The sequence below is a fragment of the Corynebacterium axilliensis genome (assembly GCF_046097495.1).
Classification (GTDB): domain Bacteria; phylum Actinomycetota; class Actinomycetes; order Mycobacteriales; family Mycobacteriaceae; genus Corynebacterium.
On record NZ_CP175768.1, the window covers coordinates 1,277,548 to 1,298,607 of the forward strand.

The 21,060-nt window shown below is 65.5% G+C and carries 18 protein-coding genes; 7 read left to right on the forward strand and 11 right to left on the reverse strand.

Annotated features, from left to right (window positions below; all coding sequences use genetic code 11):
• Positions 1–103: 103 nt before the first annotated feature.
• Complete coding sequence (locus tag ACKFR8_RS06270; RefSeq protein WP_408930923.1) at positions 104–475, forward strand: hypothetical protein; 372 nt, start codon at positions 104–106, stop codon at positions 473–475.
• Here ACKFR8_RS06270 and ACKFR8_RS06275 read toward each other — a convergent pair.
• Positions 472–1,086 carry a mycothiol-dependent nitroreductase Rv2466c family protein gene (locus tag ACKFR8_RS06275; protein ID WP_408930924.1) on the reverse strand — a complete coding sequence of 205 codons (615 nt, stop codon included), beginning with the start codon at positions 1,084–1,086 and terminating at the stop codon, positions 472–474. The genes ACKFR8_RS06270 and ACKFR8_RS06275 overlap by 4 nt on opposite strands.
• Before the next feature lie 99 nt (positions 1,087–1,185).
• Between ACKFR8_RS06275 and pepN the strand changes: the two genes are divergently transcribed.
• Positions 1,186–3,726 carry an aminopeptidase N gene (gene pepN, locus ACKFR8_RS06280; RefSeq protein ID WP_408930925.1) on the forward strand — a complete coding sequence of 847 codons (2,541 nt, stop codon included), beginning with the start codon at positions 1,186–1,188 and terminating at the stop codon, positions 3,724–3,726.
• 75 nt (positions 3,727–3,801) lie between these two features.
• A complete protein-coding gene (locus tag ACKFR8_RS06285) occupies positions 3,802–4,872 on the forward strand; it encodes an HNH endonuclease signature motif containing protein (protein ID WP_408930926.1) in 1,071 nt (356 codons plus the stop codon).
• A gap of 69 nt (positions 4,873–4,941) precedes the next feature.
• Here the strand turns inward: ACKFR8_RS06285 and ACKFR8_RS06290 are convergent, their stop codons facing one another.
• The 7 genes from ACKFR8_RS06290 to ACKFR8_RS06320 are packed head-to-tail and all read right to left on the reverse strand — an operon-like array spanning position 4,942 to position 12,756.
• Positions 4,942–5,688: a GntR family transcriptional regulator gene (locus ACKFR8_RS06290; RefSeq protein ID WP_408930927.1), complete on the reverse strand. Its 747-nt coding sequence runs from the start codon at positions 5,686–5,688 to the stop codon at positions 4,942–4,944.
• A 50-nt stretch (positions 5,689–5,738) separates the two neighbouring features.
• Positions 5,739–6,413: an SDR family oxidoreductase gene (locus ACKFR8_RS06295; RefSeq protein WP_306508055.1), complete on the reverse strand. Its 675-nt coding sequence runs from the start codon at positions 6,411–6,413 to the stop codon at positions 5,739–5,741.
• Positions 6,414–6,429: 16 nt separating this feature from the next.
• A complete protein-coding gene (locus ACKFR8_RS06300) occupies positions 6,430–7,614 on the reverse strand; it encodes an alkylhydroperoxidase domain protein (RefSeq protein ID WP_408930928.1) in 1,185 nt (394 codons plus the stop codon).
• Positions 7,615–7,644: 30 nt separating this feature from the next.
• Positions 7,645–9,282, reverse strand: a complete 1,638-nt coding sequence (locus tag ACKFR8_RS06305) for a dipeptide ABC transporter ATP-binding protein (protein ID WP_408930929.1) — start codon at positions 9,280–9,282, stop codon at positions 7,645–7,647.
• A 1-nt stretch (position 9,283) separates the two neighbouring features.
• Positions 9,284–10,138 (reverse strand): ABC transporter permease, encoded by an 855-nt coding sequence (locus tag ACKFR8_RS06310; RefSeq protein WP_408930930.1) that lies wholly within the window; start codon positions 10,136–10,138, stop codon positions 9,284–9,286.
• A complete protein-coding gene (locus ACKFR8_RS06315) occupies positions 10,135–11,115 on the reverse strand; it encodes an ABC transporter permease (RefSeq protein ID WP_408930931.1) in 981 nt (326 codons plus the stop codon). The genes ACKFR8_RS06310 and ACKFR8_RS06315 overlap by 4 nt, the downstream gene beginning before the upstream one ends.
• A complete protein-coding gene (locus tag ACKFR8_RS06320) occupies positions 11,116–12,756 on the reverse strand; it encodes a TIGR04028 family ABC transporter substrate-binding protein (protein WP_408930932.1) in 1,641 nt (546 codons plus the stop codon).
• A gap of 114 nt (positions 12,757–12,870) precedes the next feature.
• Between ACKFR8_RS06320 and ACKFR8_RS06325 the strand changes: the two genes are divergently transcribed.
• On the forward strand, positions 12,871–14,745 hold the full coding sequence (locus tag ACKFR8_RS06325) for an FAD/NAD(P)-binding protein (RefSeq protein ID WP_408930933.1): 1,875 nt from the start codon (positions 12,871–12,873) through the stop codon (positions 14,743–14,745).
• A 38-nt stretch (positions 14,746–14,783) separates the two neighbouring features.
• Here ACKFR8_RS06325 and ACKFR8_RS06330 read toward each other — a convergent pair whose 3' ends face one another.
• Both ACKFR8_RS06330 and ACKFR8_RS06335 read right to left on the reverse strand, forming a co-directional pair.
• Positions 14,784–15,995, reverse strand: coding sequence for a hypothetical protein (locus ACKFR8_RS06330; RefSeq protein WP_296133524.1), 1,212 nt, complete (start codon positions 15,993–15,995; stop codon positions 14,784–14,786).
• A gap of 14 nt (positions 15,996–16,009) precedes the next feature.
• On the reverse strand, positions 16,010–17,164 hold the full coding sequence (locus tag ACKFR8_RS06335; protein WP_408930934.1) for a cystathionine gamma-synthase: 1,155 nt from the start codon (positions 17,162–17,164) through the stop codon (positions 16,010–16,012).
• 121 nt (positions 17,165–17,285) lie between these two features.
• Here ACKFR8_RS06335 and ACKFR8_RS06340 point away from each other — a divergent pair, with 121 nt between their 5' ends.
• Entirely contained in the window at positions 17,286–18,284 is a 999-nt protein-coding gene (locus ACKFR8_RS06340; RefSeq protein WP_408930935.1) for a mechanosensitive ion channel family protein, read from the forward strand.
• A 3-nt stretch (positions 18,285–18,287) separates the two neighbouring features.
• The gene (locus ACKFR8_RS06345; protein ID WP_408930936.1) at positions 18,288–18,677 is read left to right on the forward strand and encodes a globin; all 390 of its coding nucleotides are present in this window, start codon (positions 18,288–18,290) and stop codon (positions 18,675–18,677) included.
• Here ACKFR8_RS06345 and ald read toward each other — a convergent pair.
• Positions 18,674–19,756, reverse strand: a complete 1,083-nt coding sequence (gene ald, locus ACKFR8_RS06350; protein WP_408930937.1) for an alanine dehydrogenase — start codon at positions 19,754–19,756, stop codon at positions 18,674–18,676. The two genes, ACKFR8_RS06345 and ald, sit on opposite strands and share 4 nt — an antisense overlap.
• Positions 19,757–19,874: 118 nt before the next feature.
• On the opposite strand from ald, the gene chrA reads away from it, so the two are divergent.
• On the forward strand, positions 19,875–21,056 hold the full coding sequence (gene chrA, locus ACKFR8_RS06355) for a chromate efflux transporter (protein ID WP_408930938.1): 1,182 nt from the start codon (positions 19,875–19,877) through the stop codon (positions 21,054–21,056).
• The last annotated feature ends 4 nt before the right edge of the window (positions 21,057–21,060 follow it).

Sequence of the window (21,060 nt, forward strand, 5' to 3'; positions counted from 1 at the left end):
ATCCTACCGGTCAGCGAACACGCCCGCCGACCCGTTTTAGCAATAACTCAAAATTGATATGGTGGGGCACGTCTACTCCCCAAGGAAGGACCCCACTATGTCCATGAACACTCGTGTTTGTGTCCTTTACGTCGGCGCAATCCTTGTCGGCGCAGGTTTATTCGCCGCCGGTTTCTTCACCGACAACGTCTTCATTCTGCCACTTCTCTTGGCAGCAGTGATGACGCTGGCCCACCTCGGCGTGGGCCTGTGGTGGCTCCTACATAAGCCACGCACCGCCGGCGGAATCACCGCCAGCGTCCTCGCGCTACTTGCGGGTGCGTCGTGGGCCACGTGGCTAGCCGCAGCCTGGGAGGAATACCAGGCGCAGAGCTATCTGCCCATCATTAACATCGCGGGACTTCCCGCTTTCGTGCTCACGCCTATCGTCCTGGTCTGCGTCATCGCGGCGGCAATGCGCAACCGCACGCACTAAACCTGCGGGTCCTCCGTGCGGGAGCGCTTGAGCTCGAAGAAGTACGGGAACTGGGCCAGACGCACTGCGGCGTCGAACAGCTCGCCCGCCTCATCGCCGGTGGGAACGCGGGTAATCACCGGGCCGAAGAAGGCGGTATCGCCGAATTTCACCACCGGGGTGCCCACCTCATCGCCCACCTCGGAGATGCCGCGGTTGTGGAACTTCTTCAACATGTCGTCCATCTCGTCGGTGTTGGCGACGGTGGCGAAGTCGGCGGGCAGGGAGACATCGTCAAGCGCCTGCTCAATGATGGCGTCGTACGCGCCGAAGCCCTTCTTGCCGCCCTGGCCCTCGGTGTGGATGCGGGTGCCCATGGCGGTGTAGAACTCGTCGACCTTCTCCGGGGCCTCCACGGCAATCTTGGCGGCCACGCGGGCGGGGCCCCAGTTGGCCTCCATCATCTCCATGTAGCCTGCGTCCAAGTCACGGCCCTCGTTGAGCACGGACAGGGACATCGGCTCGAAGGTCACCTCAATATCGCGGACCTTTTCCACTTCCTTAATCCAGCGCGAGGTCAGCCACGCAAACGGGCATGAGCAGTCGAACCAAAAAGTTACGGATTGAGCCACAATAATCTCCTTTACTTGTGTGGTCTGTGGCACCCCACCCTAGGCGCGTGACTACGCTGGTGCAGAGACCCAGCCACCGAATAGGAGGAGATGCACCCTATGACCTCGATCAACCTCACCCGCGATGAGGCCCAGCAGCGCTCGGCCATGCTGGAGGTAAGCCACTACGACGTCGCCCTCGACCTCACCGGGGAGGAGTTCTTCACCTCCACCACGGTGGTGAAGTTCCGTGTGAAGGAAGCCGGCTCGACGTTCATTGACCTGCGCGGTGACGAACTCCTCGAGGTCCGCCTCAACGGCGCTCCCCCGCCCACCAGCGCTTATGACCCGACCTACGGCATCCCACTATCAGGACTGCAGGTGGCGGAATATGAGCTGAAGGTCGTGGCGAAAATCCGCTATTCCCGCACCGGTGAGGGCCTACACCGCTTTGTTGACCCCGTCGACGGCGAGGCCTACCTCTACACCCAGTTCGAGACTGCCGACGCCAAGCGCGTCTTCGCCTGCTTTGACCAGCCGGACTTGAAGGCTACGTACTCGCTGAGCTTTGAGGTTCCAGAGCACTGGACCGTAATCACCAACTCCCCCATCACGCGTGAAGGCAACACCGTGCGCGCTACGGTGGACTACCCGCTGTCTACTTATCTGATTGCGCTGTGCGCGGGCCCGTACGTGGGCGTAACTGACACGTGGGCTGGGACGTTGGCGGAGCACCCGGAGGGCTCTCCCGCACAGTCCGTGGAGGTGCCCCTGGGTATTTACTGCCGCCCGTCGCTGCTGGAGTCCCTCGACGCTGAGCGCATTTTCACCGAGACCAAACAGGGATTCGACTTCTACCACCGCAACTTCGGCTTTGCCTACCCCTTTGGCAAGTATGACCAGATTTTTGTGCCGGAGTTCAACGCGGGCGCGATGGAGAACGCCGGCTGCGTGACCATTCGTGATGAATACGTGTTTACCTCGAAGGCCTCGCATTACAAGTACGAGCGCCGCGCGGACACCATCCTGCATGAGCTGGCGCACATGTGGTTCGGGGACCTGGTCACCATGCAGTGGTGGGACGACCTGTGGCTCAACGAGTCCTTCGCCACGTGGTCCGCGGCCATCTCCCAGGCCGAGGAAACCGAATACGACACCGCGTGGGTGACCTTTGCCAACATTGAAAAGGCTTGGGCCTACCAACAGGATCAGCTGCCCACCACGCACCCGATTTCCACGGATGCTTCTGATATTGAGACCGTGGAGCAGAACTTCGACGGCATCACGTACGCCAAGGGTGCGTCGGTGCTCAAGCAGCTGCAGGCCTATGTGGGCCGCGAGAACTTCCTGGCCGGCGTGCGCCGCCATTTCCAGGAGCACCAGTGGTCGAATGCCACGTTCGGGGATCTGTTGCGTCACTTGGAGGAAGCTTCGGGGCGTGACCTGTCCTTCTGGGCGCAGCAGTGGCTCAAGACCGCGGGAGTGAACACTCTGGGCGTGGCATTGGAGACGGATGAGTCTGGCACCATCACGCAGGCCCACCTCACCCAGTCCGGCGAGACCCTGCGCACCCACCGCGTCGCTGTCGGCCTGTACAACCTCCAGGGTGAGAAGGTCGTGCGCACCGAGCGCATCGAGATGGATATCGAGGGCGCCGCCACCGAGATTCCGGAGCTTGTGGGCCGCGCGCTTTCCGACATCCCCTTCGTCCTTCCCAACGACGATGACCTGACCTACTGCCTCATCGATCTGGATGCGGGTTCTTTGCAGTTCTTGTTGGAGAACATCGAGAAATTCGAGGACCCCATGGCTCGCACCTTGTGCTGGTCCACCGCATGGGAGATGACCCGTGCAGGTTCGATGCGCGCCCGCGATTTCGTGGCGCTCGTGGCCCGCGGTGCGGAGGCCGAGACCGAGCTCGCCGTGCTCGAGCGCATCCTCTCCCAGGCCGCCACCGCCCAGTCCACCTACGCGGACCCGGAGTGGGCCAAGGAAGACAGGCAGCTTGCCCAGGCCCTCCTTGAAGGCGCGCGTACTGACGACACCGAGCGCTCCATCGTCTTCACCCAGGCGCTGGCGGGCATTGCGCTTGACGACGCCTCCCGTGCCTTCCTCCAGGACCTCCTGAAGACCTCCGCGGATGCGGGGCTGCGCTGGAAGGCGCTAACCACGCTCATTGCTGATGGCTCGCTTGCCGACGTCACCGGTCCCGAAGCCGCCGGCGCCGCCATGACGGCGGTGGCCGAGGAACTCAAGCGCGATAACACCGCGCTGGGCCACCAGGCCTCTCTCAAGGCCCTGGCTGCCGTGAACACCGAGGACAACAAGCGCGCGGTGTGGGACGAGATTGTCGCCGGCGAGCTGGGCAACCGCGACCTGACGTCCAAGCTGGCGGGCCTCACCTTCGTCGGCTCCGACGAGCTTCTGCCGAGCGCGGAGTTCTTCGACGTGGCGGAGAAGATCTGGTCGGCACAGTCCAACGAGATTGCCCTGACCACGGTGACAGGGCTCTTCCCGCGCTGGGATGTCAGCCAGGAGACCCTCGACCGCGCCGATGAGTTCCTGTCCCGCGACCTGCCCGGCGGCCTGCGCCGCGCGGTGACCGAGCAGCGCGACCGCACCGCCCGCGCCCTGCGCAACCGCGCCGTCGACCGCGGTTAAGCATTTCCACCCCGCAACCGGTGCTTTTGTTCCTCCGGTTGCGGGGTCCCTCGGGGTGCTTTAACCTCAGTGCCCATGGGGGTATTAGAAACCTACTTCCGCTACCGCAACTCGGGGATCGCGCTAGTGGAACAAGCATCCAGCTCACCCGACAAGCTCCGCGCGCTCGGCGCCGACGCAGCCGACGCCGCAGAGCTTGCCCGCCTGCACCGCATCTACTTCGGGCCCACCCGCTTCACCGGCAAACAACGCAAAGCACGCACCGCCGCCGAAAACAACGCCCACGGCCTCAGCATCCTCACCCTGATCGAGTCCTACGCCTCCCGGGTCAAAAAAGAGCTCGATGCCTGGAACCTCCGCGCACGGCTTGCCGCCACACCAGCCCACCGCATCCGCGAGGTTGCCGTAAAGAAACTCAAAGAGCTTAAAGCGAAGCGCGAACACAAGCCGGGAGTGCGGTTTACCTACCGCACACAAGGCCCCAACTCCGTCACCATCACCGACACACCCACCGTCATCGCCGATATCCGCGGCACCCTCGAATCCGTCAACCCCACCAACCTGCTCGACGCCGCCACAACCGTCATCCTGGGCGGTAACACCGGCACTAGGCCTGCCGTGCACGCTCAAGTCGTTGTCACCCTGGACGAATTCGACCGCATCATCAACGGAGACGGCGACGAAATCGAACTCCAACTCACCAATGGTGCCCGCATGACCGGGGCAGAGTTTCTTACCCACAAATTCGCCGAAATAGGCTACGCCACCATTACCCACCCAGTAGAAGGACCCATCAACTCCTACCGAGTTGAACGCCACGCAAACTGGAAACAACGCCTCACCCTGTGCGCCGAAACCCAAACCTGCTCACGCCCAGGGTGTAACAAGCCGGCCGACTACTGCCAGGTCCACCACATCATCCCCTGGCAAGCAGGCGGGCTAACCAACATCAAGAACCTGACCTTCCTGTGCGCCTATCACAACGGCATCAACGATGATGACCCGTCGAAACCCACAGGCCGCGGCTACGTCTTCAGAATGAAAGACGGAATCGGATACATCCCACCCTGGGGCGTGCCAATCACCGCCACACCCGAATACCAGGAAGCGGCGGCGAGGATCGCCGCCGAGAAACCACCAACCTAGACAGCCTGCACCCACCACAAACACCGAAACCCGCCAACCACACCAGGTTGACGGGTTAGACGGCGTGCCTTAGTCGAGGGACGGCGAGGGATCCTGGCCCAGCTCGACCTCCACGGAGGCGGCGTCGGGGCGCAGCGTTTCCTCCAGCTGTGCCGCCACCGCGCCGTCCGCGGTCTTGATGGTGCGGGTAATGCGCAGCACCGGCTGGGTGCGCCCCACGCCAAGCACCTTCTGCTCCTCCGTCCGCGCGGTCGCGGCCATGAGGGAATCACGCTTAAACACCGGTTTTAGCCCCAGCTCCGGCAGGAGCGTGGACAGCGGAGTCTCCAGCTGCTTCTCCGTAAGGTTCGGGACAAGGCTGTGCGGCATCAGCAGAGTTGAGGCCATGACCGGCGAGCCCTCGGACATGTGCACCGCCCGGGCCTCCCACACGCTGCTGCCCTCGTCGATGCCCAGCGCCGTAGCCAGGTGCCCCGGGGCCTCGATGAGGTCCAGCGAGAGCACCTGCACCGAGACGTCCAGCCCGCGCTCGCGCAACTGTTCAAGCGCGCTGCGCCCACTGGTCAGGCTCAGCGTCGGCGGAGTAGCCCGCACAAAGGTTCCGCCGGTGCGACCACGCTTGCGGTCGATGAGTCCTTCTATCTGCACGATGTCCAATGCATGGCGCACCGTCATGCGCGCTACGTTGTACTTCTGAACCAGCTCCCTTTCCGTGGGGAAGCGGTCGCCCGGCTGCAGCTCTCCGGATTCAATCTTGCTCCGCAGCGAGTCCGCGATCACCAGGTAGGCGGGGCGTCGGCGTTGAGAGTTTGACACGTCTCACAACTTAACCGCGCCCCATGAGTTTCGCATCTTGAGCGAGTAACTTACTTCCGCTGGTTCAGCTCGATGCGCGGGCGCACGCGAATCTCCGTAAGCTGCGTCGTCGGCCCAGCGTCGACGGTGGCGCGAATTGCCTTGGCCACCTCCACCGGGGCGATGACGTGCTCCGGGTTGTAGTCCTGCAGGCCCTGCAACATCGGGGTATCCGTCGGGCCCGGCGCGACGGTGGAGACGCGGATGCCGAGCTCGCCGAGGCGGAGGCCGTCGGCAAGCGCGTAGAGGGCGTGCTTGGTGGCGGCGTAAATGACGTTGTCCCCGTAGGAGTGGATTCCAGCGCCAGAGTTGATGAACACTGCAAGGCCCTCGGCCGCGCGCAGCGCAGGCAAAAGCCGGCGGGTCAGCTCGGCCGGAACGTGCACGTTGAGCTCCATCTGCGCGCGCCAATCGGCAGGACGGGCGCTGTCCACGGACTTCTTCTCCGCACGCGCCGCTGCATGCACCAGCACGTCCACGCGCTCGAGTGACGCGAGCTCGGTGGGAAGCGGTGCGTCGTCGAGAAGCGCCAGCAAGTCGATGGCCACCGGCACGATGTTCTCTGCCTCCGGCAGCTCCCCGGCACTGCGTCCCAGGGCGTACACGCGGTGGTCGCGCGCCAAGTCCTTGATGATCTCCGCGCCCATACCACCGGTAGCGCCGGTGACGACAGCAGTCTTCAACATGATTCTTCTCCTTCAGTTAACGGAAGCGCTTCGGCACGTCCGGCTCCCCCAGCGTCAGCATCAGGCGGTTGGCCCAGTTAAAGAACGCGGAGGAGTTGATGACGTCGATGATGGCTAGGGTATCGAATCCGGCCTCACTCAGGCGCTCCACGTGGGAGGCGTCGAAGGCAAACGGCGAGGCGGTCAGCGCCAGCGCCGCATCACGGATGGCGGACCACTGCTCCGAGCCCAGGTCAGCGGAAACGCCCTCCTCGAGCAGGCGGTCAATCGCCGCGGCGTCACCGCCTTCTTCCTTGGAGCGCTGCTGATGCACCGACGCGCAGTACTCACAACCGTTGAAGCGGGAGACCACCGTCGCAGCCAGCTCACGCTCGGCGCGGCCCAGGCCACCATCGGTGTTGTAGAAGATGTCCAGGTCCGTCTTCGTGCGCGCCTTGAGCGCGGCCGGGTCGCGAGCCAGCAGGCGGAAGTACTCCATGTCGATACGTTCGGGCTTAATCAGCGCGTCGCGCTGGGCGTCCGTGAACTCCTCCTTGGGCTGTGGCGGCACCCACGGCTTCCAGCCCAGCGAGTGCGCCACAAAGCCCTGCGGCTTCACGACGTCCGGCACCAACGTCCCCTTCCCCGGTTCCCACTCCGGGGTCTGCTCGGGCCGCAGGTTGGTCGTCTCCGGCGCGGACGGTGCGGAGCCAGCCAGCACGGACAAACCATGCGCCACGCGCAGCTGGAAGGCCAGGAAGCTGACCAGCTGACCCAAGGTCACGATGTCATCGTCGGACCAACCGGCCGCCTGCAGGTGACCAATCGCAGCCGGGGAAGCGTCCTTGGGGTGGAAGGTGAGCAGGTGGGCAAAGTCGAGGGCAGCCGCGAGCCGCGGGGCACCGTCGAAGAGTGTGAAGCCGCCGCCGGCGTACGGGCCGGTGGTTGTGCCGCGCTCAACCGCGCGGGCGATTTCTGCGGCGAGCTCCTCGGATTCCTCTGCCAGCAGGTCGGAGTAGAACGCGACGGCGGGCGCCGCCTGGTAAATGCCTGCAACAAAGGTGGCGATGGCGTAGCGCTCCGCGTAGCTGAACGTGCCGGGCGCTGAAGGCTCGAGGAGCGCTGCGAAGGAGGCCTGCGCGTTCTCCTTGGCTTCGGGGCGGCGGTCACGCAGCTGAGCTACGTCGCCGGCTTCTGCCAACAGGTCGATGATGTCTGCCATGAATTAATCCTTTCTTCTTCTGGCCCCAGGCTACAGACCCAGGTTGAGGTCGCCGGCTCGGTAGCGGGAGCCCGGGATGGCGTCGAGAAGCTGGCGGGTGAACTTCGATTGGGGGTTGCTAAAGACCTGCTCCGTCGGCCCGGATTCCACCTGCTTGCCGTGCGAGAGCACGGAGACGGTGTCCGAAATCTGGTTGACCACGGCCAGGTCGTGCGAGATGAAGATGTAGGTCAGGCCGAGCTCCTTCTGCAGGCTGGACAGCAGCCGCAGGATCTGGGCCTGGACAGTGACGTCGAGCGCGGAGACGGCCTCATCGAGGATGACCAGTTCCGGTTCCACGATCATGGCGCGTGCGATGGCCACGCGCTGGCGCTGGCCGCCGGAGAGCTCGCGCGGGCGGCGGTCGTAGTAGTCCGGGTTGAGCGCCACCAAGTCCAGGAACTCCTTGGCCTTGGCCTTCGCCGTGCCTGCACGCGCCCCCTTCAAGTTCCGCAGCGGCTCCGCCACCGTCTGGCCGATGGACTGCTTGGGGTCCAGGGAGCCGTAGGGGTTCTGGTAGACCAGCTGGATGTTGTTGCGCTCTTCGCGCAGGGCCTTGCCGCGCAGGCCCACGATGTCGCGCCCGCCCACGGTGATGGATCCGGCCGTCGGGGTGTTGAACATGGCGATGCTGCGGCCCGTCGTGGTCTTGCCGGAACCGGACTCGCCCACCAAAGCGTGGGTCGAGCCTTTGGCCACGGTGAAGGAGATGTCGTCGACGGCGGTGAAGTCGCCGAAGCGCTGGGTCAGGCCCTCCACGCGCACCAGCGTTTCGCGCTTCTCCACCGCGTTGCGGGTGCTGGTTGCACCCGCGTCGGCGACGGTGAGCGAGGGGGCGTCGGCAAGCAGACGCTTAGTGTAGTCGTGGCGCGGGTTCGTCAGCACCGTGGCGGCTAGGCCCTCCTCGCGCAGCTGACCAGATTCCATGACCACGACACGGTCGGCGCGGTCGCCCGCCACCGCGAGGTCGTGGGTGATGAAGAGGATGCCCATGCCCAGCTCAGCGCGCATATCATCGAGGAGGTCAAGGATGATCTTCTGCACGGTGACGTCGAGGGCGGAGGTGGGCTCGTCGGCGATGATGAGGTCCGGCTCGAGCGCCACCGCGGCGGCGATGAGCACGCGCTGTTTCATGCCGCCAGACAGCTCATGCGGATACTGCTGGTAGCGGCGCTCGGGCTCATCAATGCCGACGCGCTCGAGCAGCTCCAGCGCGCGGGCCTTGCGCTCGGCGGCGCTGCCGATGCCGTGGATGGACATCCCCTCCTCCACCGACGCGCCAATGGTTTTCAGCGGGTTGAGGGAATTGTTCGGGTCCTGCGGGATGAGCCCGATGCGGCGCCCGCGCAGCTCGCGCCACTCGCGGCGGCCCAGCGAGGTGATGTCGCGACCGGCGAAGGTGATGGTGCCGGCGTCGATAGTGGCGTTGGAAGGCAGCAGGCCGATGGTGGCCATGGCGGAGGTGGTCTTGCCGGAGCCGGACTCGCCCACGATGGCGGTCATCTGCCCAGGGTGGACCGCAAGGTTAACGCCTTGCACCGCCATCACGTCGCCGCGGCCGGTGGCGTAGGAAACGTTGAGGTCCCGCACGGTAAGCAGCGGCTGCGCTGCGTTCTTAGGTTCAGACATGTTAGGCCTCCACGGGGAAGTTTTGGGACAGGCGGTTGGCAGACCTCACCACGGCCACGAGCGCGATGCCGGGCAGGATGATGAGCCACCAGGCGGTGGCCATGAAGTCGCGGCCCTCGGCAATGATGAGGCCCCACTCCGGGGTGGGCGGCGGGGCGCCGTAGCCCAGGAAGCCGAGGATGGACAACTGCAGGATGGCGGTGCCGAACTGCAGCGTGGCCAGCGCGATGACCGGGGTCAGCGAGTTGGGCAGGATGTGGCGCAGCAGCACCGTCGCGCGGGTCGCGCCGGCACCGTAGGCGGCCTCGATGTACTCGGCGTTGGCCACGGTGATGACCTGGGAGCGCGCCAGGCGCGCGAAGGTGGCCACGGAGGTCGCACCAACGGCGACGGCCGCCTGCACGGAGCCGAAGCCCAGCACGATGATGATGGACAGCGACAAAAGGATGCCGGGGATGGACAGGAGCACGTCGACGACGCGCATGAAGATGGTGTCGGCGACGCCGCGCAGGGAGCCTGCAATAAGGCCGATGAGCGTGCCGACGACAAGCCCGACGGCTACCGCGATGAGCGCGCCCAAAAGGGACTGTCGCGCGCCGTAGACCACGCGGGCGTAGAGGTCGCGGCCCACCGCGTCAGTGCCCATGAGGTGGCCGTTTTGGCCCGGGGACAGCAGGGCGACGTCCGTGCCGGCGTACGGGTCGGCCGAGGTAAACAGCCCCGGCACCAGCGCGGCGAGGAAAGCCACGGCGAGGATGACGATGGCGACAATCGAGCCCGGCGCGAGCCAGGGATTGCCCTGCCCCGCCGCACGGGTACGGCGCCCAGACAGAGGGCGGGTCTTAGTGTGCATCATGCGCGCACCGTCCTTTCTTCAGAGCTGGCGGCCGTGCGGTCCGCAGTACCCTTGCGCAGGCGTGGGTCCAGCACCGGGTAGAGCAGGTCCACGACCAGGTTGATGATGATGTAGGAAGTCGCGGCGATGAGCACCACGGCCAAGAGCACCGGCGTATCGCGGTTGGCCACCGCCTGCGCGGTCATCTGCCCCAGGCCGGTGCGACCAAAGACGGTCTCGGTGACCACGGCGCCTCCGACGAGCTCGCCGAAGAGCAGACCGGCCATGGTCAGGGTCGGCAGCAGGGAGTTGCGCAGCGTCGTGCGCCAGAAGATCCACGACTCCGAGGCGCCGCGGGAGCGCACCGCCTGGACGAAGGGGCGCGACTGCGTTTCATCGAGCGAGCGAATGAGCACCTGGATAAGCGGCGCGGCCATGGGCACGGCCAGCGTCAGCGTGGGCAGGATAAGCCCCTCGACGCTGCCGGGCTCAATGACACGGATCCAGCCCAGCTGGAAGGAGAAGACCTGGATGAGCAGGATGCCGATCCAGAAGCCGGGCAGCGAGACCATGAAGGAGGGCAGGCCGCGGAAGAAGGTGGCCACCGCGCCCATGCCGGGCAGGGTGGCGATGAAGGCCACGGCCACGGCCACGATGAGCCCCAGGCCGATGGCGCAGGCGGCGAGGACGAGGGTGTGCGGGAGGGCGTCGGCAAGCAGCGTTGCTACCGGGGCACCCGACTGCGTCGAGTTGCCGAAGTGGCCGGTGAGGAAGCCGCCCAGGGAGGAAAAGTACTGCGCGATGAGCGGCTTATCCGCGCCCATCTCCTCCCGGATGGCGTCGATCTCCGTCTGGGACAGGCCCAGGGCGGGGTCGCCGAAGCGGGACTGCACGGCGTCCGACGGCAGCGCCGAGAGCAGCACGAAGGCCACCGTGTACGTAATGAGCAGCACGAGCAGCGCCTGCCCGATGCGGCTGAGAATCTGGCGGGTCGTCATTTATTTCTCCCCCTTGTCCGAACGATCGATCGAGACCTCGTAGAACCACGGGCGCGCTACCGACTCCGGGCTAAAGCCGGAGACCTCCGGGCGCACGGCGTAGACCACGGGCTCCTCGAAGAGCGGGAGCGCGTAGGCCTGCTCCGTGATGTAGTCCTGCACCTTCTCCACGGCCTTCTCGCGGCCTTCGGTGTCGGGGGTGTCCAGGACGGCGTCGAGAAGCTCCTGCAAGTGCGCGTCAATGGGCTCGCCCTGCTCGTCCTGGTTGAGGAAAGCATCGCGGTTGTTGATGCCGTAGAGCGAGGTGATGACGTCGTAGTCGGCGCGGCCCACCATCGAGTGGTAAATCTGCACCTTCTCAATGTCCTTGGAGTCCGCGTTCTGCGTGGACTGGTCACCGGCGTTGACCACGATCTCAATGCCCAGCCCGCGCAGCTGATCCTGCACCATAGTCATGACCTCCTTGGAGCGCGGCTGTGGCAGCGCGGTGTTCGTGCGCAGGCTCAAACGTTTGCCGTCCTTGACGCGGATGCCGTCGGGACCGGGGGTCCAGCCGGCTTCGTCGAGAAGCTGCTTCGACTCCTCCGGGTCAAAGGTGTAGGCCCCGGCCTGCTCCTTGTAACCCAGGCCGGTGGCCGCCACGGTGGACGTGGCCAGCGGGTAGGAGTCGGAGAAGAGCACGCGCAGGATCTCCTCGCGGTTCACGCCGTGAATGATGGCCTCGCGCACGCGCTTATCCTGCAGCAACGGGTGGTTGAAGCGGAAGGCGAACTGGTTATCCATGGAGTTCGTGCCGCGGGCGATGATGTTGATGCCGCGGTCCTTGAGCAGGGACTCCTGCGGAGCGGAGACCTGGCGGGCGATGTCGGCCTGGCCGGAAGTAACGGCGCCGGTGCGCACGGATTCCTCGGCGGCCAGGATGTAGTGAATGCCGTCGATGTCCGCGCGGCCCTGGTGCTTGACCGCGGGCGGGGCCCAGTAGTAGTCCTCGCGGGTCTTGAGGGTGAGGTCGGTGCCAATGGATTCCGACTCCACCACGAAAGGACCCGAACCGATGACGTTGACCGCGTTGCCGGGGCCAAAGCCCTCGTTGTCCAGGGCCAGGGTCGAATCAGACAGCAGGCCCGAGTTGTAGGAAGAGGTGGCCTGGAGGAAGCCCGGGGAAGGCTGGGTGAAGTAGAACTTCACGGTGTCCTTGTCCACCACTTCGCCGTGGTCGTAGTTGGCAATCTGCTCCGAGGTCGTCAGCGTGCGGGACTTGTCGCCGCGGCCGAAGAGGTCGAAGTTGGCCACCACGTTCTCCGCGGTAAGCGGGGAGCCGTCCGAGTAGGTGACGTCCGTGCGGATGTCGAAGGTGTACTCGGTGGCGTCCGCGTTGACCTTCGGCATGTCCGTGGCGATCCACGGGGAAAGCTCAAGGGTCTCCGGGTCCTGGTACAGCAGGCGGTCGGTGAGCTGGTTGACCACGCCGCCGTTGGGGTAGAACCCAGCCGCCGGCGGGTAGAGCGTGCGGAAGAATTGCGGCTCGAGGTAGGTCAGGACGTTGTCCTCCCCCTCCGGCCGGTCTGCGGCGCTGCAGCTGGCCAGCGTGGCGGTCAACGCCGCCGCGAGGACCGCAGCGAGTGAGCGTAGAGTTTTCACAGTAAGTGCTTTCACAAGATAGTTCGTTTACGTGTGCCTGGATTTAACACAACACATACCGAACGGTATTATTCCACTAGACAGAATAGTCTGAAAAATAGAGGTTGATTCTTTATGCCCTCCATCGCCATCGTCGGCGCCGGCCCGCGCGGAATTTCGCTGGTCGAGCGCCTAGCGGCGCACCTTAAGGCAGCGCCTTTGGCTTCTGCCCTCACGCTCCACATCATCGACGACGCCCCGCTCGGCGCCGGCCGCATCTGGGATACTGAACAGACCCGTACGCTGTGCATGAATACGCTGGCCGGCGCGGTCACCCTGTTTACGGAGCCGGACTCCACCACCACCGCTCCGGTGCTGGAAGGCCCCATCCTCTACGAGTGGATTCAGCTGCTGCGCGGCGAGCGCCCTGCCCTGTCCCCGGCAAAGCTCGCGCTGTACGACGCCCACCCGCCCCGCGCGGGCCTCGCCTCCTCCTTCGCCGACGAGCTCGCGGCCACCCGCCCCGAGTCCAACCCCTCCCGCGCCCTGTACGGCGCCTACCTGGAGTGGGTCTACGAGGTGGCGTTGGCGCAGCTGCCCGCCGACGTGGAGGTGGTCCAGCACCGCGCCCGCGCGCTGTCCATCGAGTCCGCGGAAGGCCAGGACACCATCGCGCTTTCCGACGACTCCACGGTCACCGCCGACGCCACCGTGCTGGCCTACGGCTGGCAGGTACCCGCCCTCAACTCCGCGGAGCGCGTCCTAGCGGACGCCGCACAGTCGGACCTGCACTGGGTGCGCCCGGATAACCCGGTGGAGCAGCCCGTGGGTGCCGTGCCCGCGGGCGAAAAGGTCCTGGTCCGCGGCCTGGGCATGGGCTTCTTCGACATCATGGCGCTGCTCACCATCGACCAGGGCGGTCAGTTCGTCGAGGACCCCTCCACGCGCTCCGGCCTGCGCTACGAGCCCAGCGGCGAGGAGCCGCACTTCATCGTGAGCTCCGGGCGCGGCTACCCGTACATCCCGAAGTCGGAGTACCACGCGCTGCCGCCAAAGGCAGCGCTGGTGCGCTTCCGGAAGGCCGTGCAGGAGCAGGGCTCCGAGCTGGACTTTTCCACCCAGCTGCTGCCGCACATCCTGCGCGATGCCTACGCCGAGTACTACGAGAACCAGGCGCGCGTTGCCCCTGAGGCACTGCAGCGCCCGCTCGAGGACATCATCGCGGCCATCGACGCCACCGCGGTGGACGCCGCGGACCTGGCCGGCATGGCGGACCAGCTCACCGCGGCCCTCGAGGGCTTTTCCGCGCTGCCGCTGGACCTGGCACACTGGGCGGACCCGCTGGCTGATTTCACCGGCGGCGACCTGACCGAGTACATCGCCGACAGCTTGGCGCGCGACATCCTCGAGGCCGTCGCCGCCGCCGATTCCCCGCTCAAGTCCGCGCTGTGGGCGATTTCTGCCGCACGCAAGCCGGCGTCCATCGCCGGTTCTGAGGGCCGGATGACGTGGGAATCCCGGACCAGCACGTACAAGGAGTTCATGGCGTTTGGCCAGATGGTGGGCTCCGGCCCGCCGCTGTTCCGCACGCGGCAGCTGCTGGCGCTTGTCGACGCCGGCCTGGTCACCTTCCTAGGCCAGCACCCCTCCCTGACCGCCGGCGAGCAGTTCACGCTGCGCACCGAGCACGGCGAGGCCTCCTCCGCCTGGCTTATCGACGCCTGGATGCACTCCCCCGACGTCCGCCTCGCCGGCGACCCGCTCGCGCTCTCCCTGGAGGGCCGCGTGCGCGCCTTCGTCGATCACGGCCACCCCACCGGTTCCCCGGAGACCACCTGGAACCGCCGCGCGGTCAACCCCGACGGTTCCGAAGATCCGCGCCTGCACATCGTGGGCATTCCCACCTACGCGCAGTGGCCGGATACCACCATCTCCCCCATGCCGGGCACGGACCCGCTCATGCTGCAGGAGACCGACCGCACGGCCGGCTCCCTCCTCGGCACGCTCTAGCCGCCGCGTGGCCCCGAGTCATTCCTCGGGACCACGTGCTATTTGCGTGCGAAGACCTGTTGCAGCGCCGCAACGCGGCTATCTAGTGGTGGAACGAGATTTTTCACGGTGAGGTGTGCGTTCTGCCCCTTGAACTCCCACACGTGGTGCGTAAACGCCGCAAGGATGGAATCCTTGTCGACGTCCAAAGATTCGTTAGCGTCGATATACGCCCCGATTACCTTTCTCCACAGCTGCGGGTCACGGGCGCAAATAATGTAGCCGTGCTTAGCCTCGTTAAGGAAGGCGATGAGGCATCTGAACACGAGCTCCTGAGACGGGAGAACCTGCCCCTTCTTGTTTTGGTTTTCAATGATCTTGGGGATGTCACCGGACGCTTTGGTCCTGTAGGGGAACATCTCCATGCGCACGATGTCGCCCGCTCGCTCACCCGATTCCGGGCGCTGGGGAATGACCTCATTCCAGGAAACTGGCTCCTTCTCTTCGCACTCATCGAAGAGGTAAAAGCGTGCGCGATCGAAATACCAGCCCTTGGTATCGGCAATATCCCAGGGCAAGCGCGCTTTTTCGAGGTCATCCGAGAACAGCGCCGCGACGTTGCCTTGGTCCCTGATGAAGGGAGTAAAGGCCTCTCCCCCATCTTTTGTATTTGCTACGCCTTCCATACCGTCTCGCGCCAGCCTGATGACGTCATTTCCGCCATATGCCGGATTCTTCAGCAGCCACAGGATGCGAATGCGCTCGATGCCGCCATCTAGCTTGACCGACAAAGATTCCGGAACGGTTCGCGTAAGACGCGCGGCCCCCTTGGAAGACCCCGCGCTAAACGCCGCTTTAGTTTCCTCGGTGCTCTCCGTGATGCGGTCATCCTCGAATTCAGCGCTAATGCGCTTCTTAAAGGCATCAGAAGGAGCAAAGACCGCGCCGCAGAGATACTCCTTGAACGTCGGCTCTTCGCGGTTAAGACTGTCGCCGTTGAGGCCATCTGCATCCCACTCAGCAATGGTGGCAAAGTCCTGCTCGTGCACGCAGGATTTCAGGAATGCTTCCACGTCTGCGCCGTGCGACGCGACGGTGGCCTGCGGGTATTTAGAGTGGGTTCCTTTGAGGAACTGGATAAATCCCTTGGTGGGCTCGTCGGAACCGCTCTCAAATGGAGCTGGAATCGCGTCGAAATATGACTTCCAGAATTCTCGCGCAGCCTCCACCTCGTCGTGGAAAGACCGCAGCTTTTGTGCTGTGTGTTCCATGGTGGGAATCCTAGCTAGTGGAGGGCGTCGAGGGCCTGCTTTAAGTCCGCGAGGAGGTCGCCGATGGACTCGATGCCCACCGAGATGCGCACTAGGTCTGCCGGCGGAACCAACTCGGAGCCCTCGGCGGAAATGTGCGTCATGTTCTGCGGGTGCTCGATGAGGGACTCCACGCCGCCGAGGGATTCGGCCAGCGAGATGAGCTTGGTGTTGAGGCACACCTGGCGGGCATGCTCCTCGCTGTGGAAGCGCACGGACATCATCCCGCCGAAGCCGCGCATCTGCTTCTTGGCCAGCTCGTGGCCCGGGTGCGAGGGCAGGCCCGGGTAGAGAACCTGCTTGACCTCGGGGCGGGACTCGAGGAACTCGGCCACGGCCTGCGCGTTGGTGCAGTGGCGGTCCATGCGCACCGCGAGGGTCTTGATGCCGCGGGCGGTGAGGTAGGCGTCGAAAGGCGAGGACACCGCGCCGACGTTGCCCTGGAAGTACAGCAGGCGCTCATCCACCTCCGCAGAGTTGGTCACCACGGCCCCACCCAAAACGTCGGAGTGTCCGCCCAGGTACTTGGTGGTCGAATGCAGCACGTGGTCCGCACCGAGCTCGAGAGGGTTCTGGAGGTAGGGCGTGGCAAAGGTGTTGTCGACGACAATCTGGGCGTCCGACGCAGCCTTCACGGCCGTGGCCACCGCGGCGATATCCGTGATGGTGGTCGCCGGGTTGGTGGGGGTCTCGAGCCAGATGAGCTTGGTGTTCTCCTTGATTGCTGCGGTCACGGCCGCGGTGTCGGAGGTGTTGACGATGGACAACTCCACGCCCCACTCCCCGTAGTCGTGGTGCAGCAGGCGGTACATGCCGCCGTAGGCGTCGTTGCCCAGAATGACGTGGTCCCCGGGGCGGACGAGAATGCGGATGAGCGTATCCACGGCCGCCATGCCCGTGGAGAAACAACGGGCATACTGCGCGTTTTCCAGCGCGGCGAGGGTCTTCTCCAGCGCGTGGACCGTAGGGTTCGCCACGCGGCCGTACTCGTAGCCGCCGCGCAGCTGCGCCAGACCGTCCTGCTGGAACGTCGTGGAGGCATAGATGGGAACGTTGATGGACCCCATGTGGGAATCGGGCTGGTAACCGGCGTGAATGGAGCGCGAAGAAAAGCCTAGGTTGTCAGTCATAAGGCACAATTCTAGACCAAGCGGTTCATTTCGGGTTTGATACGAAGGTTTAAATTCATCAGCCGTGTCTTTAGTATCGGGAGCCACACACTCCCCCCGCTTGAAAGGACGCTCTTCTACTGTGACTTTCCTACCCCTCTACGCTGCGGCCGACACCACCACGGCCGCCGACAGCATCTCCCGGTGGTGGCAGGACGACACTGTGCGGTCGTGGGTCGTCGCCAAGCCGCTGGGCATCCTCCTCATCCTGTTCATCGCCGTCATCGGCAGCTGGCTGCTGCGCCGGCTCATCACGAAACTGGCAGACAACAGCATCAAGCAGGGCCGCCTCACCTCCCCGCTTACCCCGCGCAAGCAGCACAAGGAAACGGACAAGGCCCTGGCCCGCACCCAGGAGGCGCGGCGCACCTCCCGCATCCAGACCCTGGCCGGGGTGGGCCAATCTGCCGTAGCCATCTTCGTGTGGGTATGGGCGGCGCTGGCCATCCTGGATAAGCTCGGCGTCAACGTGGCGCCGCTGGTGGCGTCGGCAGGCGTTGTCGGCGTCGCCTTGGGCTTCGGCGCCCAGGCCCTGGTCAAGGACTTCCTCTCCGGCATCTTCATGCTCATGGAGGACCAGTACGGCATCGGCGACACCATCGACTTGGGCAACGGCGTCTTCGGCGACGTCGAATCCATCTCCCTGCGCATCACCACCGTCCGCGACATCGACGGCGCCCTGTGGTACGTCCGCAACGGCGAAATCATGCAGGTAGCCAACCACTCCGACCGCTACTCCGTAGCCCGCGTCCAGGTGCCCATCGCGCTGAGCAACGACCCGACCCGCGCGCTTAACGTCATCACCGCCGCCGCCGACGACGCCGCCCGCGACGCCAACATCCGCGACTTCATCCTGGCCAAGCCCACGGTCAACGGCATGTCCGGCCTCGAGGTGGACCACATGTCCTACCGCGTCTCCGTCAAGACCCTCCCCGGCAAGCAGTGGGACGTCCAGCGCGCACTGCAGGCCGCCATCCTCACCGCCATGCAGGCGGAGGGGGTCAGCACTCCCTACCCGCGCGGCATGGCTATCTTTGATCTGGACGAGTCCGGCACCGGACTAACCAGGAAGGAAGAGTAAAAAATGCAGCCCACCAGCGTGTACGAAGCTATCGGCGGAATGGAGACCTTTGAGAAGCTCGTCGGCGGCTTCTACGCCCAGGTGCGCACTGACGACGTCATTGGCCCCATGTATCCAGACCAGGACTGGGAGGGCGCCGAACAGCGCCTGACCTGGTTCCTGGTGCAGTACTGGGGCGGCCCGCAGCTCTTCTCTGAGAACCGCGGACACCCGCGCCTGCGCATGAGGCACGCCCCCTACCCCATCGACGTCGCCGCGCACGATCGCTGGCTGGGGCTCATGGGAAACTCGCTGGCGCAGATCGATGAGGAGACCATCCCGCCGGCCTACCGCGCAATGATCTGGGATCACATGGAGCGGGTGGCGGCGATGCTCATCAACCGCGCACCTTAGAGGCCGAAGGCGTCCTTGACCGGCTGGGAGACCAGCTGCCCGTCACGAGTCATCAGGCCCGTGGTCAGGCCCGGGAAGCGGGCCGCCGCACCGTCGAAACCGCCGGCGGCCAGCGCCCGCATGTACGGCAGGGTGGCCGAGCCGAGTGCGCGCGCGGAGGTGTTAGCCACCGCGCCCGGCATGTTGGCCACGCAGTAGAAGAGGGTGTCGTGGACCTGGAAGGTCGGCTCGTCGTGCGAGGTCTTGTGGGAGTTCTCGAAGCAGCCGCCTTGGTCAATGGCGACGTCGACCAGCACGGCGCCCTTCTTCATGCGCTTGACCACGTCCTCGCGCACTAGCTTCGGGGCCGCCGCACCCGGCACGAGGACGGCGCCGATGACCAGGTCGGCGTCGAGAAGCTCGGCCTCCAGCGTGGCCGGGTCGGAGACCAGGGTGCGCACGCCGCCCTGGTACTGGTCGTCGAAGCGCTGCAGGACGTGCGGGTCAAGGTCGAGCACCGTGACCTCCGCGCGCAGGCCGTGCGCCATGGCCACCGCAGACGCACCAACCTGGCCGCCGCCGATGACCACCACGCGCGCCGGCTGGGTGCCCGGCACGCCGGAAACCAACAGGCCACGCCCGCCCTGGGTGGACAGCAGGTGGTGGGTGCCCTCAATCACGGCGAGGCGGCCGGCCACCTGGGACATCGGGGTCAGAAGCGGCAGGGTGCCGCGGGCATCGGTGACGGTCTCATAGGCCACAGCCGTGGTGCCGGCTTCCACGAGAGCGTCCGTCAGCGGGCGGTCCGCCGCCAGGTGCAGGTAGGTAAACAGCAACAGGTCCTCGCGCAGATAGCCATACTCGGCCTCCAGCGGCTCCTTGACCTTGACCACCATGTCCGCCGCCCAGGCCTCCTTGGCGGTGGCAACGATGGTGGCGCCAGCGGCCTCATACTCGGAGTCCGGGAACGAAGCGCCTGCGCCGGCGCCGGTTTCGATGAGGACCTCGTGGCCGTCGTTGATAAGCGTGCGAACCGCCGCCGGGGTGAGAGCTACGCGGTTCTCGTTGTTCATGATTTCTTTGGGTGCCGCAATGCGCATGTGCAGACTCCTTTGGGGGAAGAAAATTCAGTGCTACGAGGTTAGGGTAACGCACCCACCATTGTGGTTTTCTGGATTCAGATCGCGGGGGTAGCCAGCACTCACTACGATGAGGACAATGACCAGCTCAGTGAATTCTCTGCGCGATGTCCGCCGCTCCTTCCTCCCCCTGGGGTGGACAGCGTTCGGGGGTCCTGCCGCCCACCTGGGGTATTTCCGGACGGAGTTTGTGGGCCGCCGCGGCTGGCTGAGTGACACCACCTACGCGGACCTGGTGGCGATGTCGCAGTTCCTACCCGGCCCGGCCAGCTCCAAGGTGGGCATGGCGCTGGGCTATGGGCGCGCAGGCCTTGCCGGGATGGCCTATTCCTGGTTCCTGTTCACCTTCCCCTCGGCGCTTATCCTCACGGTGTGCGGCCTCGCGCTGCCGGGCAGTGGCGTGAGCTGGCTCGAGGGGGCGCTCACGGGGCTACTCGCCGCGGCGGCGGGCGTGGTGGTGCACGCGATTATGGGCATGGGCCGCAAGCTCCTGACCACAATTACCGCGTGGGCCTTAGCCCTCATCAGTTCTGTGGTGCTCATCGTGGCTGGGTCGGCGTGGCAGCTGGCTGTGCTGGCAGTGGCGGGCGTGCTGGGGGCGACGGTGTTGCGCCGATGCTTGCCGACGTCCTCCCAGCCCACCACCTCCGAGAAACTCCGCCCGGTACCCGCGGGCCTGGCGTGGGGCTGCGTGCTGGCGTTCTTCCTCCTGCTCGGCGGGCTGGCGGCGGCTGCCCCGCTCAGCGGCGGGTACCTGCTCACCCGGGCGAACGCCTTCTACCAGTCGGGGGCCTTGATCTTTGGCGGCGGGCACGTGGTGCTACCGCTGCTCGAGGATCAGTTCGTGGGCTCCGGCTGGCTCACACAGGAGGAATTCCTGGCCGGCTATTCGGTGGCGCAGGGCGTGCCGGGGCCGCTGTTTACCTTCGCCTCCTATCTCGGGGCGGTCGATGGCGGCCTTGGCGGCGCCGTCCTCGGCACCGTCCTCATCTTCCTGCCTGGCGCCCTGCTGACGCTGGCCGCGCTGCACTTTTGGGCGCGGTGGAGGCACCTGGAGTGGCTGCGCGGGGCGCTGTCCGCGGTGAGCGCGGCAGTCATCGGGCTGCTCGTGGCAGCGCTGTGGGACCCCATCCTCACCCACGGCGTCACCGGCTGGGCCACCGGGCTCATTGCGGTGGCGGCCGGTGCCGCCCTCTTTGCGAAGGCCCCGCCGTGGTCCGTTGCGGTGGGCGCCGCGCTCGCGGGCGCGGTACTGCTATAGCCGG

Excerpts from the sequence above, each read along its gene's own strand:
- ACKFR8_RS06335 (WP_408930934.1), bottom strand. The coding sequence starts at position 17,164 with ATGACTGACAACCTAGGCTTTTCTTCGCGCTCCATTCACGCCGGTTAC.
- ACKFR8_RS06330 (WP_296133524.1), bottom strand. The coding sequence starts at position 15,995 with ATGGAACACACAGCACAAAAGCTGCGGTCTTTCCACGACGAGGTGGAG.
- ACKFR8_RS06345 (WP_408930936.1), top strand. The coding sequence starts at position 18,288 with ATGCAGCCCACCAGCGTGTACGAAGCTATCGGCGGAATGGAGACCTTT.
- ACKFR8_RS06315 (WP_408930931.1), bottom strand. The coding sequence starts at position 11,115 with ATGACGACCCGCCAGATTCTCAGCCGCATCGGGCAGGCGCTGCTCGTG.
- ACKFR8_RS06305 (WP_408930929.1), bottom strand. The coding sequence starts at position 9,282 with ATGTCTGAACCTAAGAACGCAGCGCAGCCGCTGCTTACCGTGCGGGAC.
- ACKFR8_RS06270 (WP_408930923.1), top strand. The coding sequence starts at position 104 with ATGAACACTCGTGTTTGTGTCCTTTACGTCGGCGCAATCCTTGTCGGC.
- ald (WP_408930937.1), bottom strand. The coding sequence starts at position 19,756 with ATGCGCATTGCGGCACCCAAAGAAATCATGAACAACGAGAACCGCGTA.
- ACKFR8_RS06300 (WP_408930928.1), bottom strand. The coding sequence starts at position 7,614 with ATGGCAGACATCATCGACCTGTTGGCAGAAGCCGGCGACGTAGCTCAG.
- ACKFR8_RS06310 (WP_408930930.1), bottom strand. The coding sequence starts at position 10,138 with ATGATGCACACTAAGACCCGCCCTCTGTCTGGGCGCCGTACCCGTGCG.
- chrA (WP_408930938.1), top strand. The coding sequence starts at position 19,875 with ATGACCAGCTCAGTGAATTCTCTGCGCGATGTCCGCCGCTCCTTCCTC.
- ACKFR8_RS06325 (WP_408930933.1), top strand. The coding sequence starts at position 12,871 with ATGCCCTCCATCGCCATCGTCGGCGCCGGCCCGCGCGGAATTTCGCTG.
- pepN (WP_408930925.1), top strand. The coding sequence starts at position 1,186 with ATGACCTCGATCAACCTCACCCGCGATGAGGCCCAGCAGCGCTCGGCC.
- ACKFR8_RS06295 (WP_306508055.1), bottom strand. The coding sequence starts at position 6,413 with ATGTTGAAGACTGCTGTCGTCACCGGCGCTACCGGTGGTATGGGCGCG.
- ACKFR8_RS06285 (WP_408930926.1), top strand. The coding sequence starts at position 3,802 with ATGGGGGTATTAGAAACCTACTTCCGCTACCGCAACTCGGGGATCGCG.